This window comes from Pseudomonas sp. HMSC065H01 (assembly GCF_001815235.1).
GTDB lineage: Bacteria > Pseudomonadota > Gammaproteobacteria > Pseudomonadales > Pseudomonadaceae > Pseudomonas > Pseudomonas aeruginosa.
This window is the reverse complement of record NZ_KV819887.1, coordinates 41,412-56,406: the sequence shown is the minus strand read 5'-3', so window position 1 is coordinate 56,406 and position 14,995 is coordinate 41,412. Positions and strand designations below refer to the sequence as shown.

The 14,995-nt window shown below is 69.0% G+C and carries 11 protein-coding genes; 5 read left to right on the top strand and 6 right to left on the bottom strand.

From position 1 onward, the window contains the following. Positions 1-8: 8 nt before the first annotated feature. The 6 genes from HMPREF3014_RS15220 to HMPREF3014_RS15195 all read right to left on the bottom strand — a co-directional run bounded on the left by HMPREF3014_RS15220 (position 9) and on the right by HMPREF3014_RS15195 (position 5,842). The gene (locus HMPREF3014_RS15220; RefSeq protein ID WP_003088200.1) at positions 9-356 is read right to left on the bottom strand and encodes a cupin domain-containing protein; all 348 of its coding nucleotides are present in this window, start codon (positions 354-356) and stop codon (positions 9-11) included. 12 nt (positions 357-368) lie between these two features. Next, the gene (locus HMPREF3014_RS15215; RefSeq protein WP_023087563.1) at positions 369-1,769 is read right to left on the bottom strand and encodes an NAD(P)/FAD-dependent oxidoreductase; all 1,401 of its coding nucleotides are present in this window, start codon (positions 1,767-1,769) and stop codon (positions 369-371) included. Between the two features lie 193 nt (positions 1,770-1,962). Then, complete coding sequence (locus HMPREF3014_RS15210) at positions 1,963-2,661, bottom strand: anaerobic ribonucleoside-triphosphate reductase activating protein (protein ID WP_003122002.1); 699 nt, start codon at positions 2,659-2,661, stop codon at positions 1,963-1,965. Further along, entirely contained in the window at positions 2,658-2,804 is a 147-nt protein-coding gene (gene nrdD / locus HMPREF3014_RS15205) for an anaerobic ribonucleoside-triphosphate reductase (protein WP_019371873.1), read from the bottom strand. The genes HMPREF3014_RS15210 and nrdD overlap by 4 nt, the downstream gene beginning before the upstream one ends. 43 nt (positions 2,805-2,847) lie before the next feature. After that, positions 2,848-4,875 (bottom strand): ribonucleoside triphosphate reductase, encoded by a 2,028-nt coding sequence (locus tag HMPREF3014_RS15200; protein WP_003111559.1) that lies wholly within the window; start codon positions 4,873-4,875, stop codon positions 2,848-2,850. Between the two features lie 157 nt (positions 4,876-5,032). Beyond that, the gene (locus tag HMPREF3014_RS15195) at positions 5,033-5,842 is read right to left on the bottom strand and encodes a class I SAM-dependent methyltransferase (RefSeq protein ID WP_003088221.1); all 810 of its coding nucleotides are present in this window, start codon (positions 5,840-5,842) and stop codon (positions 5,033-5,035) included. A 167-nt stretch (positions 5,843-6,009) separates the two neighbouring features. Between HMPREF3014_RS15195 and HMPREF3014_RS15190 the strand changes: the two genes are divergently transcribed. The 5 genes from HMPREF3014_RS15190 (at position 6,010) to HMPREF3014_RS15170 (ending at position 14,966) form a co-directional block, all read left to right on the top strand. Beyond that, positions 6,010-7,971 carry a TonB-dependent receptor domain-containing protein gene (locus tag HMPREF3014_RS15190; RefSeq protein ID WP_003122001.1) on the top strand — a complete coding sequence of 654 codons (1,962 nt, stop codon included), beginning with the start codon at positions 6,010-6,012 and terminating at the stop codon, positions 7,969-7,971. Next, a complete protein-coding gene (cobN, locus tag HMPREF3014_RS15185; RefSeq protein ID WP_023087562.1) occupies positions 7,971-11,816 on the top strand; it encodes a cobaltochelatase subunit CobN in 3,846 nt (1,281 codons plus the stop codon). The genes HMPREF3014_RS15190 and cobN overlap by 1 nt, the downstream gene beginning before the upstream one ends. Then, the gene (locus HMPREF3014_RS15180; protein ID WP_003088234.1) at positions 11,813-12,289 is read left to right on the top strand and encodes a MotA/TolQ/ExbB proton channel family protein; all 477 of its coding nucleotides are present in this window, start codon (positions 11,813-11,815) and stop codon (positions 12,287-12,289) included. Before cobN ends, HMPREF3014_RS15180 begins: the two co-directional genes overlap by 4 nt. Continuing rightward, the gene (locus HMPREF3014_RS15175; RefSeq protein ID WP_003088238.1) at positions 12,289-12,615 is read left to right on the top strand and encodes a DUF2149 domain-containing protein; all 327 of its coding nucleotides are present in this window, start codon (positions 12,289-12,291) and stop codon (positions 12,613-12,615) included. Before HMPREF3014_RS15180 ends, HMPREF3014_RS15175 begins: the two co-directional genes overlap by 1 nt. Before the next feature lie 80 nt (positions 12,616-12,695). Next, positions 12,696-14,966 carry an OsmC domain/YcaO domain-containing protein gene (locus HMPREF3014_RS15170; protein ID WP_031627920.1) on the top strand — a complete coding sequence of 757 codons (2,271 nt, stop codon included), beginning with the start codon at positions 12,696-12,698 and terminating at the stop codon, positions 14,964-14,966. Positions 14,967-14,995: the final 29 nt, after the last annotated feature.

Below are 14,995 nucleotides of genomic sequence, written 5' to 3'. Positions count from 1 at the left end.
CTTCGGGGTCAGTCGAAGATCAGGTAGGTCTTGCGCACGGTCTGGCGGATGTCCCAGGTGCCCTGGGTGGCAGCGGCGAAATAGAGCGCGTCGCCGGCGCGAAACTCCACGGCCTGGCCTTCGTCGGGGGTGAAGCGACCTTCACCGCTGACGATGTAGCTGTACTCGGCCTGCTCGACCTGTCGGCGGAAGCGCCCCGGGGTACATTCCCAGATGCCGGTCACGCCGTTGCCGTCGGCGAGCGGGCGGTGGGCCGCGGTACGGGTCAGGGCTACCGGTTCGCCCAGCGGCTGGCCGACGGGCGTGGGCGAGGTGAAAGGACTTTCGTCGTCGAGACGGATGAGCGAAGGGTTCATGCCATGGGCTCCTCAGGATTTGTCTTCAAGGCCGGCGGGGGCGAAGCGTGCGAGAAAGCGGTCGGTGGCCGAGGGCGCGGTACCGGCGAGTTCCGCGCGTTCCTTGCGCAGGACGGCGTTGCGCACCAGGGAGCCACCCAGGTAGCGCAGCGGCTCGGGGGGGAAGCTCCGGCAGCGGCGTTCTACCAGCGGACAACGGCTCCACGGGTCGTCGCGGCCGAGGGCGAGGCTGGCGAGGATCCGCCCGCCCAGGCGGCTCGGTCCCACGCCGTTGCCGCTCCAGCCGATGCCGTAGTGGATGTTCTCGTGCAGGTGGCCGAAGACCGGCAGGCTGTCGTAGGTACGGTCGATGGGGCCGGACCAGCCGTCGACCAGCGGGATGTCGCCTAGCGAGGGATAGGTGCGGCGGAAGTCGGCCTCGGTCAGGGCCAGGCTCTCCCGGTCGACGTCGAATACCCGGCCGATGCGCGAGCCGTAGCTGATGGCGCCGGTGCCCTTGCCGAAGGCGATGCGCCCGTCGCGGGTGGTGCGGTAGTAGTCCACCATCAGTTGGGAATCGGTGATGGCTTCCCCGCCGGTCCAGCCGATTCGCTCCAGCCGTTGCGGTATCGCCTCGGTAACCGCGATGGAACTGTTCACCGGCACGATCAGCCTGGAGAGCCTGGGCAGGGCGGCCGACCAGGCGTTGGTCGCGAGAACCACCGCCTTGGCCTGGACCCGGGCCCCGGCGCTCAGCAGCTGTGCCGGCTGGCCGGGAACGATCTGGCTGACGCCACAGCGCTCGTGGATTTCCACGCCGAGGACCAGCGCCACGCGGCGCATGCCTTGCACCAGCAAGGCTGGTTGCACGGTGGCATTGCTGCGCTCGAAGACCCCGGCGAGATGCACCGGCGAACCGGTCCGGCGTGCCACTTCGCTGGCGTCGAGGCGTTCGAAGGGACTGACGCCGAGCCGTTCGCAGGCGGCGAGGGTATCGTTCCAGGCGTCGAGGTGGTGCGCCGTGGTGGCGGTCCACAGCCAGCCCTTCTGCTGGAAGTGCGCATCGATGTCATGCCGCGCGCAGAACTCCCCGAGTTCCTGGATCGCCCGCTCCGCGCTTTCGCCAAGGAAGCGCGCCTGCGCCTCGTTGCAGAAGCCCAGCAAGGTGCCGATCTTCGGCCACCAGGACATCACGAAACCACCGTTCCTGCCGGAAGCGCCGCCGCCGCAGACGTCCTGCTCCAGTAGCAGGACCCGTGCGTCCGGTTCCAGTTGCTTGAGGGTGATGGCGGTCCAGAGCCCGACGAAACCGCCGCCGACTATCGCCACGTCCGCCGAGTGGGCGCCGACGAGGGGGGCGCTGGCGGTGTCGGCCAGGTCGGTCGAGCGCATCCAGTGGCTGGGGGTCAGGGGAGGGGTGAGCGTGAGTTTCATGGCGCGGGTCCGGGGTCGCTGAATCTGGAGCAAGGGTGGCGAGCGGCGCCGTCCGCGACAATTGGACGCAACTAGGAATCGAGAAGGTGCTCTCGTACGATCGTATGAGTCTTGTGAAGGGCAGGCCTGGTCGGGACTGCCCGCCCTGTCCGAGCGAGCTGGCAGGCCCGAGCGGCGCCGCTGAACCGGAGGCTCAGGCGTCGCGCAGTTCGAAGGCGGGAAACAGCTCTTCCAGTTCTCGCCATAGCTGCGCAGCGCCCTGCGGCGCGGGCTTCGCGAGAAGCTGCGGATCGAGCTGGCGGGCCGGGCGCGCCAGTTGTACGGCGAAGCGCTCCACGCCCATCGCGCGCAGGCGCGTCGCCAGGCGCCAGAGGCGTTCGCTATCGAACAAGCCCCAGTGCACCGTGGTCCGGCATTCGTAGGCCACGCCGCTGTCCAGCAGGTATTCCAGGCTGCGCCAGTTGGCCGCGCCGCTGCCGTCCACGCCGGTAATGGCGGCGACGTCCTCGGCCGGCGCCTTGACGTCGAAGCCCACCCAGTCGCTCTGCGCCAGCACCCGGGCGAAGGCGCGGGGGTTGATGCCGGCGCTGTGCAGGCCGACGCGGAAGCCCAGTTCGCGGACCGTGCGCATGGCGTCGCCGAGGGCCGCCTGCAGGGTCGCCTCGCCGCCGCTGAAGACCACCGCCTGCAACAGGCCCTGGCGTCGGCGGAGGAAGTCGAGCAGGCGTGGCCAGGGGATTTCCTCCGCGCCGCGCGGCGCGATCAGTTCCGGGTTGTGGCAGTAGCGGCAGCGCCAGGCGCAGCCCTGGCAGAACAGCACGCAGGCGAGCAGGCCGGGGTAGTCGAGGGTGGTCAGGGGCACCAGGCCCCCGACCCTGAGCGTGGCGCTCATCGCGTCTCGCGGAAATGGCGGCGTTCGCGATGCTCGGACTGCTTGCCGGCATTGAACGCTGCCACGGGACGGTGGTAGCCCATCACGCGGGTCCAGACTTCGCAGCGCTGGCGCTGGCCTTCGGGCAACTGGTTGGGGATCATCGGTGGTACTCCTTGCTGGTGGATGAAAGGAACGACAGGCGACTCAACCGCCGCAGCCGCCGCAACAGCTCTTGGGCGTGGAGCGTTGCAGCAGCTCCTCGTCGCACTTCGGGCAGAACTCGTGCTCGCCGGCCAGGTAGCCGTGCCGCGGGCAGATCGAGAAGGTGGGGGTGACGGTCAGGTACGGCAGGCGGAAGCGACCGAGGGCGGTGCGCACCAGGGTCTTGCAGGCTTCGGCGGAGGAAATCCGCTCGGCCATGTAGAGATGCAGCACGGTGCCGCCGGTGTACTTGCATTGCAGGGCGTCCTGCAGTTCCAGCGCCTCGAACGGGTCGTCGGTGAAGCCCACCGGCAGTTGCGAGGAGTTGGTGTAGTAGGGCGCCTCCGGCGTGCCGGCCTGGAGGATGCGCGGATAGCGCTTGCGGTCCTCGCGGGCGAAGCGATAGGTGGTGCCCTCGGCGGGCGTGGCTTCCAGGTTGTAGAGGTGCCCGCTGTCCTCCTGGAAACCCACCAGCCGCGCGCGCACGTGATCGAGCAGGGCCAGGGCCATCTCGCGCCCGGCTTCGCTGTGCAGTCCCTCGCGGTCGTCGCTGAAGTTGCGCACCATCTCGTGCAGGCCGTTCACGCCGATGGTGGAGAAATGGTTGCGCAGGGTACCCAGGTAGCGTCGGGTGTAGGGATAGAGGCCGGCATCCATGTGCTGCTGGATCACCTTGCGCTTCAGCTCCAGGCTGGCGAAGGCGAGTTCGAGCAGGTGGTCGAGCTGGCGGTAGAGGCCGGCGGCGTCGCCACGGTGGCGATAGCCCAGGCGCGCGCAGTTGATCGTCACCACGCCCAGCGAGCCGGTCTGCTCCGCCGAGCCGAACAGGCCGTTGCCGCGCTTGAGCAGTTCGCGCACGTCCAGTTGCAGGCGGCAGCACATCGAGCGCACCTGGTTGGGCTGCATGTCCGAGTTGAGGAAGTTCTGGAAGTAGGGCAGGCCGTAGCGCGCGGTCATCTCGAACAGGCGCGTGGCGTTGTCGCTGTCCCAGGGGAAGTCGTGGGTGATGTTGTAGGTCGGGATCGGGAAGGTGAACACCCGGCCATGGGCGTCGCCGGCCTGCATCACCTCGATGTAGGCGCGGTTGATCAGGTCCATCTCGGCCTGCAGCTCGCCGTAGGCGAAGGGCATCTCCTCGCCGCCGATGCGCGGCACCTGGTCGCGCAGGTCGTCCGGGCAGACCCAGTCGAAGGTCAGGTTGGTGAAGGGCGTCTGGGTGCCCCAGCGCGACGGCACGTTGAGGTTGTAGATGAACTCCTGGAGGGCCTGGCGCACGCTGGCGTAGTCGAGGCGGTCCTTGCGCACGTAGGGCGCCAGGTAGGTATCGAAGGAACTGAAGGCCTGGGCCCCGGCCCATTCGTTCTGCAGGGTGCCGAGGAAGTTGACCATCTGCCCCAGGGCGCTGCCCAGGTGCTTCGGCGGACCGGCCTCGACCCGCCCCGGCACGCCGTTCAGGCCTTCGTTCAGCAAGGTGCGCAGCGACCAGCCGGCGCAATAGCCGGCGAGCATGTCGAGGTCGTGGATATGCAGGTCGGCGTCGCGGTGGGCGGCGGCGATGTCGGCATCGTAGACCTCGTCCAGCCAGTAGTTCGCGGTGACCTTGCCGGATACGTTGAGGATCAGCCCGCCGAGGGAATAGCCCTGGTTGGCGTTGGCGCGCACCCGCCAATCCTCGCGGGACAGGTATTCGTTCATCGACGCGGCGACGTCTACCAGGGTCTTGCGCTCGCGGCGCAGCCGGCCGTGGCGTTCGCGGTAGACCACGTAGGCGCGCGCCGTGGGGTAGTGGCCGGCCTCCATCAGCACCCGTTCGACCAGGTCCTGGACCCGTTCGATATCCAGGCAGGCGCGTTCCGGCAGGCGTTCCACCACGCGTTCGGCGAGCGCCTGCGCCTGCTGCGGGTCGAACTCGCCGGTGGCCTGGCCGGCGGCGGCGATGGCGCGTTCGATCTTGCCGGGATCGAAGGGGACTTCACGTCCGTTGCGCTTGAGCAGGGTGGCCGGCCAGGTAGCCTTCCGGGGCTGGGTCATTTCAATCTCTCCACAACATGATGTGTTTTGATTTTGCAAAACAACAAGATGTTGTGGATTCTGGCGAGCGACGCCGAGCCGGCCTTGATCTGCGTCAACGTCCGGCGGATTGCCCGGGTTCCATTGGAGGTATTCCCCGCGCCCGGGTGACGGCGTATCAGGCCTGGGCGAGGCGGGCGAAGACCACGTAGTTGTCCAATTGCTGCCAGACCGTGGCGGCCTCGGCGAAGCCCGCCTGGCGCAGGGCGGCGAGATGGAAATCGAGCGAGCAGTCTTCGTCTTCGCTGGCGCGCCTGAGCGGGCGCCGCGCGAAATGGGCGTCGCGCTGCGCCTTCAGCGGGGCCAGCCGGGGGATCTGCGCGGCGCGTTGCCACCAGTCTTCCCAACTGTCCGCGCCGCTGGCCACGGACGCCTGGAGGACCCGCTCGCGGTGCTTCCGGGACAATTCCGCGAGTCCCGGCCAGCGTCGGTCGTAGCGCATGTGGTCGGCGTTCAGCAGCACGCCGCCGGGGGCGAGCAGCTCGCCGGCCTGGGCGTAGAACCCGGCGAGTTCGGCGGGCGACAGCCAGTGCAACGCGGTGGAAGAGAGCAGCGCCGCGGGCCGTTCGCCGGCGAGGGACTCGCGCGCTTCGGCGACCCGTTCGGTCCAGCCTGGATCGGTGAGGTCGCACTCCACCACGCGGACCCGTTCGGCGAAACCGGCCAGCGCCGTACGCGCGATCTCCAGCAGCATGACGTCGGCGTCCAGCGCCACCACCCGCGCCGCCGGGAAGCGTTCGAGCAGGCGCCGGCCGAGGGAGCCCGGGCCGCAGGCGGCGTCGATGGCGGTGAAGCGCCCGTCGCGGCCGAAGAGGTCTTCGAGCAACTGGAACATCGCCTCGTAGCGCTCCTCGCGCTGGCGGATGTAGCCCTCCTGCTGGCGGTCCCAGCGTTCCAGGAGCGCCATGATCTGCTCGGTTGCGGTCATCTTTCCTCCTGGGGGGCATGCCCGGTTGAGAGTGGGGTCCTGTGCTTCGAGGGATACGGCGAGCGAGACGTTCCCTCGCCTCGACGAAGAAGAAACGGCGGGCATTCTTCATTCGAGAAAATGTTATGTTATAACTTATAAATATTCATAATTCATACCTGCCGACCATGACCCCCCATTCCTCCCCGCACCGTCTTCCTCCGCTGCGGCTGGCCCGCGCCGTGCCGTTCCTCTACCTGCTTCCCTGCCTGGCGCTGGCCGCGCCGGTCGACCTGGAGCCGACCGTGGTCAGCGCCACCACTACCGAGCGCAAGCTGCGCGACGCCCCGGCCAGCGTTTCGCTGATCACCGCCGAGGACCTGCGGCGGCGCCCGGTGCGCGACCTGCAGGAAGCCCTGCGCGGTTCGGAAAGCCTGCAGTTCAACGGCGTCGGCATGTCCCGGCGGGGCATCAGCGTTCGCGGCATGTCCAGCGAGCACACCCTGGTGCTGGTGGACGGCCAGCGGATCTCCACCTCGTCCGGGGCCATCGCCCATTCCGACTTCGACCTCGGCTGGGTGCCGGTGGAGAGCATCGAGCGCATCGAGGTGGTACGCGGGCCGATGTCCTCGCTCTACGGTTCGGAAGCCCTCGGCGGAGTGGTGAACGTGATCACCCGGCGCGCCACCGATACCTGGACGGGCAGCGGCCTGCTCGATGGCGGCGTGCGCGAGGACGGCCTCGGCGGGCAGAGCCACCAGCTCGGCGCCTATCTCGCCGGGCCGCTGGTGCCCGGCAAGCTGGGCCTCGCCCTGAACGGCGAGAGCCGCCGCCAGCAGGAAACCCCGGACGCCGACGAGCGCCGGCTCTCCGAGCTGGAAGGCGGCAACGCCGACAGCGGCGGGCTGAACCTCAGTTGGACCCCGGACGACGCCCAGCGCATCGACCTCGGCCACCAGCGCGGGCGCGAACGACGCTGGCGCAACAGCGAGACCGGGGGGCCGCGCTCGCGCTACTACGAGTCGCGCGACGTGATCGAACGCGAGCGCTGGTCGCTCGCCCACAATGGCCAGTGGGACTGGGGCAGCAGCCAGCTGCGCACCTACCGCAACCGCCTGGAGCGGCACAACGCGCGTTCCGACGGACAACCGCCGAGCAACCCGCAGCGGCTTACCGACAGCGTGGTCGACGGCCACCTCAGCATGCCGGCCTTCGAGCGGCATCTCTTCACCCTCGGCGGCGAATGGCGCAAGGAAGAACTGGAGGATCGCTCGGTGAATACCGCCGGCGACGCCAGCGCGCGACACAAGGCGCTGTTCCTGCAGGACGAGATCGCCTTCGGCCCGGACTGGTCGCTGACCCTCGGCAGCCGCTTCGACAAGCACGAGGCGTTCGGCTGGGAAAGCAGTCCGCGCCTGTACCTGCTGCACCACCTTTCCGATGCGCTGACCCTGCGCGCCGGCGTCGGCCGCGGCTACAAGGCGCCGAGCCTGAAGCAGCTATCGCCGGAGTATGCGGCGGTCGGCGGCGGCGGGCGCTTCACCATCTACGGCAATCCCGACCTGAAGCCGGAGACCAATACGTCCTACGAACTGGGCGCCGACTACCAGGGCGACGGCTGGTCGCTGAAGGGCACGGTGTTCGAGAACGATGTCCGCGACCTGATCCAGACCGTCTGCGTAGCGCGCTGCGGGGTGCGCGGCGCCGAGGTGCGCAACTACGAGAACGTCGACAGGGCACGGATCCGCGGCCTCGAGCTGGGCGGCGGCGTGGACCTGCCGGCGGACCTGCGCTGGGAACTCAACTACACCTACCTCGACGCGCGCAACCGCACCGCCGGCCAGCGCCTCGGCGACCGCTCCCGGCACCTCGCCAACAGCCAATTGCGCTGGAGCCCCAATGCGCGCTTCAGCGCCCAGTTGCGCACCGAATACGTCGGCAGCCAGGTGGCCTACAGCAGCAACGTCGGCTATGCCTTGCCGGCCTACAGCCTTTGGCACCTGGAGCTGAGCCAGAAACTCAGCGAGAACCTGACGCTGCGCGGCGGCATCGAGAACCTTGGCGACCAGCGCCTGGCCGACGACGACACGCACTTCACCTATGCCGAACCTGGGCGGACCTTCCATCTCGGTCTGGTGGCGAGCTTCTGATGCGCCGTTCGCTACTCTTCTGCGGCGCGCTGCTGGCCAGTCTCTGTGCCTGGGCGGAGCCGGCCCAGGTGCGTCTGCTCAGCAGCGATTTCGTCCTCCCGGGCAAGCACCAGCGCCTAGCCGGTTGGGCGCGCGAGGCCGGTGTCGAGTTGCGCGGCCTGCGCCTCGGCATCGGCGAGGCGCCGCCCGGCGAGTGGCTGGACGGCGGCGACCTGCTGATCCTCGACACGCCGCGGCCGACCGATCGCGCCCAGGTCGAGGAGGCGCTGGGCGAGCGCTTGCAAGGCGGGACGCAACCCTGGATCCGCGTCGGCGGCGGTCCTCCGGGCTTCGGCAACCTGCCGGCGGCGCTGGGCGGGCGCCTGGTCGGCTACTACGCGAACGGCGGCGAAGCCAACCTGCGCCGGCTGTTCGAGGCGGTCCGACGCTGGCATGCCGGCCTGCCCGTCGACGCGTTGCCGGCGCCGCAGCCCCTGGCGCAGGCCGGCTTCTATCATCCCGACGCACCGGCGCCGTTCGCCGGCCTCGCCGACTACCTGGCCTGGGGCGCCTCGCGCTGGGCCAGCGATGCCCCGCGCATCGCCTTCCTGATCCCGCGCGGCGCCATCGCCGACGCCCAGACCGGCGCCATCGACGAACTGTTGCGGCGTAGCGAGCGGCACGGCCAGGCGCCGCTGGCGGTGTGGTTCGACGACAGCGATCCGGAGGCGTTGAGGAAGTCCTTCGCTGGCGCCGATGTCCAGGCGCTGGTCAACCTGCAGCACCTGCAGAACGGCCCGGCGCGCCGTGCCGAGTTCCTCGCGCTGGACGTGCCGGTATTGCAGACCCTCGGCTACCGCGACGGCAACGAGGCCGACTGGCTGGCCGCCGCCAGCGGGGTGGCGCCGCGTACCGCGGCGGCCTTCCTCGGCATGCCGGAAACCTGGGGAATGAGCGATCCGCTGGTGATCAGCGCCCTGGAGAACGGCGAGCCGAAGCTGATGGCCGGGCAGGCCGAGGCCCTGCTGGACAAGCTCGACCGGCTGCTGCGCCTGCGTCGCCTGCCGGCGGCGGACAAGCACCTGGCGCTGATGTTCTGGAACCACCCAGAGGGCGAGAAGAACGTCGCCGCCTCGCATCTCAATGTACCGGCCAGCCTGGCCCGTCTCGGCGAAGCGCTGCGGGCGGCCGGCTACCGGGTTGCGACGAGCGACGAAAGCGCGCTGATCGATACCGCCCAGCGCCTGCTCAGCGGCTACTACCGGCCGCAGACCCTGGACGCGCTGTATCGCGACGGCCTCGCCGCGAGCCTGCCGCTGGACGCCTACCTGCACTGGTTCGAGGCGCTGCCGGCGGATCTGCGCGAGGAGATGCGCGCGCGCTGGGGCGACCCCCGTCGACATTGGGCCTTGCGCGATATCGACGGCCAGCGACGCTTCGTGTTCCCGGCGGCGCGCCTGGGTAATCTGCTGCTGTTGCCGCAGCCGCCGCGCGCCGGCCGTCCGGGCGAGGCCTACCACGACAGCGCGGTGCCGCCGGACCATCTCTTCCTGGCGGTCTACCAGTTCGTCCGCGAGGGTTTCGGCGCCGACGCGCTGATCCATTTCGGCACCCATGGCACCCAGGAATGGCTACCCGGCAAGGACCGCGGGCTGGCGGTGGGCGACTACCCGCTGCGGGCGCTCGGCGACCTGCCGGTGTTCTACCCGTACATCCAGGACAACGTTGGCGAGGCGATCCAGGCGCGCCGGCGCGGGCGCGCGGTCACCGTCAGCCACCAGACGCCGTCGTTCGCCCCGGCCGGGCTGTACGACGAACTGCGCGACCTGCACCAGTTGATCCACGAATACCAGCAACTGGACGAGGGCGCGGTGCGCGAACGCAGCGCCGAGCAGATCCGCGCGGCGGTGCGGGCGGCGCACATGAACGACGACCTGGGCTGGAGCGAGGCAGCGATGCGCGAGGATTTCCCGGCGTTCCTCGGCGTGCTCCACGACCACCTGCACCGACTGGCCGGCTCGGCGATGCCGCTGGGGCTGCACACCTTCGGTGTCGCCGCCTCGCCGGAGCTGCGCCTGGGCACCGTCATGCAGCAGCTCGGCGAGCCCTACTACCGCGCGCTCGGTCTCGACCCCGACGAACTGTTCGCCGCCGATTTCAGGGCGCTGCGGGAAGGTCGTGCCTACCGCACACTGCAACGCTACCTGCGCGACGGTGGCGAGATCGCCAAGGTGGCCGATCCGCGCCTGCGCGAGCAGTTGCTGCGCGCCCGCGAACTGGACCGCCAGCTCGCCGACACCGGCGAACTGGAGGCGCTGCTCGCCGGCCTCGCCGGGCGCTTCGTCGCGCCCGGGCCGGGCGGCGATCCGATCCGCAATCCGCAGGTACCCAGCGGGCGCAACCTGTTCGCCTTCGAGGCCGACAAGGTACCGACCCGCGCCGCCTACGAAGCCGGCGCCGAGGCCTTCGGCCAACTGCTGGAAAGCTACCGCGCCGAGCACCAGGGCAGGGCGCCGGAAAAGCTCGCCTTCAGCCTCTGGTCGTCGGAAACCATGCGCCACCTGGGCATCGTCGAAAGCCAGGCGCTGCACGCCCTCGGCCTGCGCCCGCGCTGGGACGCCGGTGGCCGCCTGCTGGCGCTGGACATCGTGCCGGCGGCGGAACTGGGGCGTCCACGGGTGGACGTGGTGCTACAGGTGACCAGTGTCTACCGCGACCAGTTCGACGGCTTCATGCGCCTGCTCGCCGAGGCCATCGAGCGCCTCGCCGCGCTGGACGAGCCGGGCAACCCGCTGGCGCGCAACAGCCAGGCGCTGGAGCGGCGCCTGCGCGAACGCGGCGTCGAAGCGCCACTGGCGCAGCGCCTGTCGCGCCTGCGGCTGTTCGGCAATGCGCCGGGCGACTACGGCACCGGGGTCACGCAACTGACCCTCGATTCCACCCGCTGGGACGACGACTCGGCGCTCGCCGAGCAGTTCCTCGGGCGCTTGCAGTACGCCTACGGCAGTCGCGACTGGGGCGTGAAGCTGGATGGCGGCAACCTGTTCGCCGAACAGTTGAAGGGTGTACAGGCGGCGATCCTCTCGCGCTCCTCGACGCTCAACGGCGTGCTCTCCACCGACCACCCGTTCGAGTACCTCGGCGGCCTGTCGCTGGCGGTACGTCACCTCGACGGCGCCAGCCCGGCGCTGTACATCGCCGACCTGCGCCAGCGCCAGCCGCGCACCACGGCCGCCGCGCAGTTCCTCGCCAGCGAGCTGCGCGGGCGCTACCTCAGCCCGCAGTGGATCGCCGCGATGCAGCGCGAGGGCTACGCCGGCAGCCTGGAAATGCTCGACCTGGCCAACAACCTGTGGGGCTGGCAGGCGGCGGATCGCACCATGGTCCGCGCCGACCAGTGGCAGGCGTTGCACGACACCTTCGTCATGGACCGCCGCGAGCTGGGTCTCGCCGAGTGGTTCGAAACGCACAATCCGACCGCCCAGGCGCAGATCATCGCGCGCATGGCCGAGGCCATCCGCAAGGGCTACTGGGACGCCAGCGAGCAGACCCGCCGCGAACTGGCCGAGCGCTGGCGGCAACTGGCGGCCGCCGGCGCCGGCGAGGTCGGCGCGGCGACCACCCGTGAATTCATCGAACGGATGGCCGGCGGTTTCGGCGAGGCCGCGGCGCAGGCAGAGGGCGCGGCCGCGTCCGGTGCCGGCGAAACGGTCAGCGGCCGCGTCCTCGAAGAAGTCGCGCCGCCGCCGTCCGGCGAGCCGCAGCCCTGGCTCCGGCTGGCCGCCGCCGTGCTGCTCGCGCTGTTCGCCGCCGGCGCCGTCCGGCAATCCGTAGTCAATCGTCGTCCGATGGAAAATCGCTCATGAATGGTCTGGAAACCAGCCTCTACGAACTCACCCGCCTGTTCCTGCTGCCGGTGCTGCTGTTGATCCTCGCCGCGCTGGCCTACGCCTTCGTCGCCCTCGGCGGCTTCGCCATGGAAGCCTGGCAGCGCCGTCGCGGGCGCTACCGCTCGCGCCTGGCGGCCTGGCAGGCGCTGCATGGCGGCAACAGCGACGACCTCGAACTGTGGATCATGCAGCGCCTGGAATGGCTGCGGATCACCTCGCGCAGCGCGCCGATGCTCGGCCTGGTGGCGACCATGATCCCCATGGGGCCGGCGCTGCTGGCGCTGACCCGCAACGACGCCCAGGGGATCGGCGAGAACCTGGTGGTGGCGTTTTCCGCGGTGATCCTGGCCCTGGTCGCCGCCAGCATCACCTTCTTCATCCTCACCGTGCGTCGCCGCTGGCTGCTCCAGGAACTGCGCGCCGTCGAACGTGCGCGGGAGGCCGGCTGATGCGCTTCCTCGAACACGACGAGGCGGACGACCCGATCCTCTCGATGGTCAACCTGATCGACCTGTTCCTGGTGGTGATCGGCATCCTCCTGATCGTCATCGTGCAGAACCCGCTCAACCCATTCAGCCAGGACAAGGTGGTGGTGGTCGAGAACCCCGGCGAGGCGGACATGCGCATGCTGGTCAAGGACGGCAAGGAGCTGAAGCGCTACCAGGCCAGCGGCGAGATCGGCGAAGGGCAGGGCAGCCGCGCCGGAGTGACCTACCGCCTGGCCGACGGACGGATGATCTACGTGCCGGAGAGCGGCGGGGAGGCCGGCAAGTAGCGACGCGTACGGCGGAGAGCTGGGACTTTTGCCCGGAGTTCCCGGATAATGGCCGGTTTCCGTTTCTCTTGGTGCTCGCCGTGGAAGTAAAGGTCAATTTTCTCGATAACCTTCGACTGGAAGCCAGGTTCGATGATTTCACGGTGATCGCCGACCAGCCGATCCGCTACAAGGGCGACGGCTCCGCGCCGGGGCCGTTCGACTACTTCCTGGCGTCGTCGGCGCTGTGTGCCGCCTACTTCGTCAAGCTGTACTGCCAGACGCGCAACATCCCCACCGACAACATACGCCTGTCGCAGAACAACATCGTCGACCCGGAGAACCGCTACCGGCAGATCTTCAAGATCCAGGTGGAACTGCCGGCCGACATCTCGGAGAAGGACCGCCAGGGCATCCTCCGCTCCATCGACCGTTGCACGGTGAAGAAGGTGGTGCAGACCGGACCCGAGTTCGTCATCGAGGAGGTCGACAACCTCGATGCCGACGCCCAGGCGCTGCTGATGCCCGGCACCGATGCCGCCGGCTGCACGCGCATCCCGGGCAAGGACCTGCCGCTGGAGCAGACCATCGCCAACCTGTCGGCCATCCTCGCCGGCCTCGGCATGAAGATCGAGATCGCCTCCTGGCGCAACATCGTGCCCAACGTCTGGTCGCTGCACATCCGCGATGCGCAGTCGCCGATGTGCTTCACCAACGGCAAGGGCGCGAGCAAGGAAAGCGCGCTGGCCTCGGCGCTGGGCGAATTCATCGAGCGGCTAAACTGCAACTTCTTCTACAACGACCAGTACTGGGGAGAAGAGATCGCCAATGCGGCGTTCGTCCATTACCCGGACGAACGCTGGTTCAAGCCCGGCCGCGACGATGCGCTGCCGCTGGGACTGCTCGACGGCCATTGCCTGGCGATCTACGACCCCGACGGCGAGCTGCGCGGCTCGCACCTGTACGACACCAACTCGGGCAACGTGCAGCGCGGTATCTGCGCCTTGCCCTTCGTGCGCCAGTCCGACGGCCAGGTGGTGTATTTCCCCTCCAACCTGATCGAGAACCTCTACCTCAGCAACGGCATGAGCGCCGGCAATACCCTGGCCGAGGCGCAGGTGCAGTGCCTGTCGGAGATCTTCGAGCGCGCGGTCAAGCGGCAAATCCTCGAAGGCGAGCTGGCGCTGCCGGACGTGCCGCCGGAGGTGCTGGCCAAGTACCCGGGCATCCTCGCCGGGATCCGCGGCCTGGAAGAGCAGGGCTTCCCGGTACTGGTCAAGGACGCCTCGCTGGGCGGCGAATTCCCGGTGATGTGCGTGACCCTGATGAATCCGCGCACCGGCGGCGTGTTCGCTTCCTTCGGCGCCCACCCGAGCTTCGAGGTGGCCCTGGAGCGCAGCCTGACCGAACTGCTCCAGGGGCGCAGCTTCGAAGGCCTGAACGACCTGCCCCAGCCGACCTTCGAAAGCCATGCGCTGACCGAGCCGAACAACTTCGTCGAGCATTTCATCGATTCCAGCGGCGTGGTGTCCTGGCGCTTCTTCAGCGCCAAGGCCGATTTCCCGTTCGTCGAGTGGGACTTCACCCGGCAGGGCGAGGCTGCCAACGCCGAGGAAGCCGCGACCCTGTTCGGCATCCTCGAAGCCATGGGCAAGCAGGTCTACATGGCGGTGTACGAGCACCTCGGCGCTACGGCCTGCCGGATCCTGGTGCCGGGCTACTCGGAAATCTATCCGGTGGAAGACCTGATCTGGGACAACACCAACAAGGCCCTGGCGTTCCGCGAGGACATCCTCAACCTGCACCGCCTCGACGACGCCGCGCTCGGGGCGTTGCTGGAGCGCCTGGAAGACTGCGAGGTGGACGACTACACCGACATCACCACGCTGATCGGCGTCGAGTTCGACGACAACACGGTCTGGGGCCAACTGACCATCCTCGAGCTGAAAGTGCTCATCGGCCTCGCCCTGAAGCGCTTCGAAGACGCCAAGGAAGGCGTGGAGGCGTTCCTCCAGTACAACGACAACAGCGTCGAGCGCGGCCTGTTCTACCAGGCGCTGAACGTGGTGCTGGAGGTCGTCCTCGACGACGAGCTGGAGATCGCCGACTACGAGGCCAATTTCCGCCGCATGTTCGGCGACGCGCGGATGGATGCCGCGCTGGGCTCGGTGGACGGCAGCGTGCGCTTCTTCGGCCTGACGCCGACCAGCATGAAGCTGGAAGGGCTCGACCGGCACCTGCGGCTGATCGACAGCTACAAGAAGCTGCACGCGGCGCGAGCCAGGATGCAGCCCGTGGTCGACGGCGAGGCCGGCGCTGCCGCGGCTGGCGGTCTCAAGCCTCGGCGCATGGCGATCCGCAAGCGCAAGTGAGGAGGGCGCCGAGGTCAGGGCGCGAGGAT

What these genes read in the sequence shown, in the direction of transcription:
- HMPREF3014_RS15220 (WP_003088200.1), bottom strand. Translation starts at nt 356, where the DNA reads ATGAACCCTTCGCTCATCCGTCTCGACGACGAAAGTCCTTTCACCTCG.
- HMPREF3014_RS15215 (WP_023087563.1), bottom strand. Translation starts at nt 1,769, where the DNA reads ATGAAACTCACGCTCACCCCTCCCCTGACCCCCAGCCACTGGATGCGC.
- HMPREF3014_RS15210 (WP_003122002.1), bottom strand. Translation starts at nt 2,661, where the DNA reads ATGAGCGCCACGCTCAGGGTCGGGGGCCTGGTGCCCCTGACCACCCTC.
- nrdD (WP_019371873.1), bottom strand. Translation starts at nt 2,804, where the DNA reads ATGATCCCCAACCAGTTGCCCGAAGGCCAGCGCCAGCGCTGCGAAGTC.
- HMPREF3014_RS15200 (WP_003111559.1), bottom strand. Translation starts at nt 4,875, where the DNA reads ATGACCCAGCCCCGGAAGGCTACCTGGCCGGCCACCCTGCTCAAGCGC.
- HMPREF3014_RS15195 (WP_003088221.1), bottom strand. Translation starts at nt 5,842, where the DNA reads ATGACCGCAACCGAGCAGATCATGGCGCTCCTGGAACGCTGGGACCGC.
- HMPREF3014_RS15190 (WP_003122001.1), top strand. Translation starts at nt 6,010, where the DNA reads ATGACCCCCCATTCCTCCCCGCACCGTCTTCCTCCGCTGCGGCTGGCC.
- cobN (WP_023087562.1), top strand. Translation starts at nt 7,971, where the DNA reads ATGCGCCGTTCGCTACTCTTCTGCGGCGCGCTGCTGGCCAGTCTCTGT.
- HMPREF3014_RS15180 (WP_003088234.1), top strand. Translation starts at nt 11,813, where the DNA reads ATGAATGGTCTGGAAACCAGCCTCTACGAACTCACCCGCCTGTTCCTG.
- HMPREF3014_RS15175 (WP_003088238.1), top strand. Translation starts at nt 12,289, where the DNA reads ATGCGCTTCCTCGAACACGACGAGGCGGACGACCCGATCCTCTCGATG.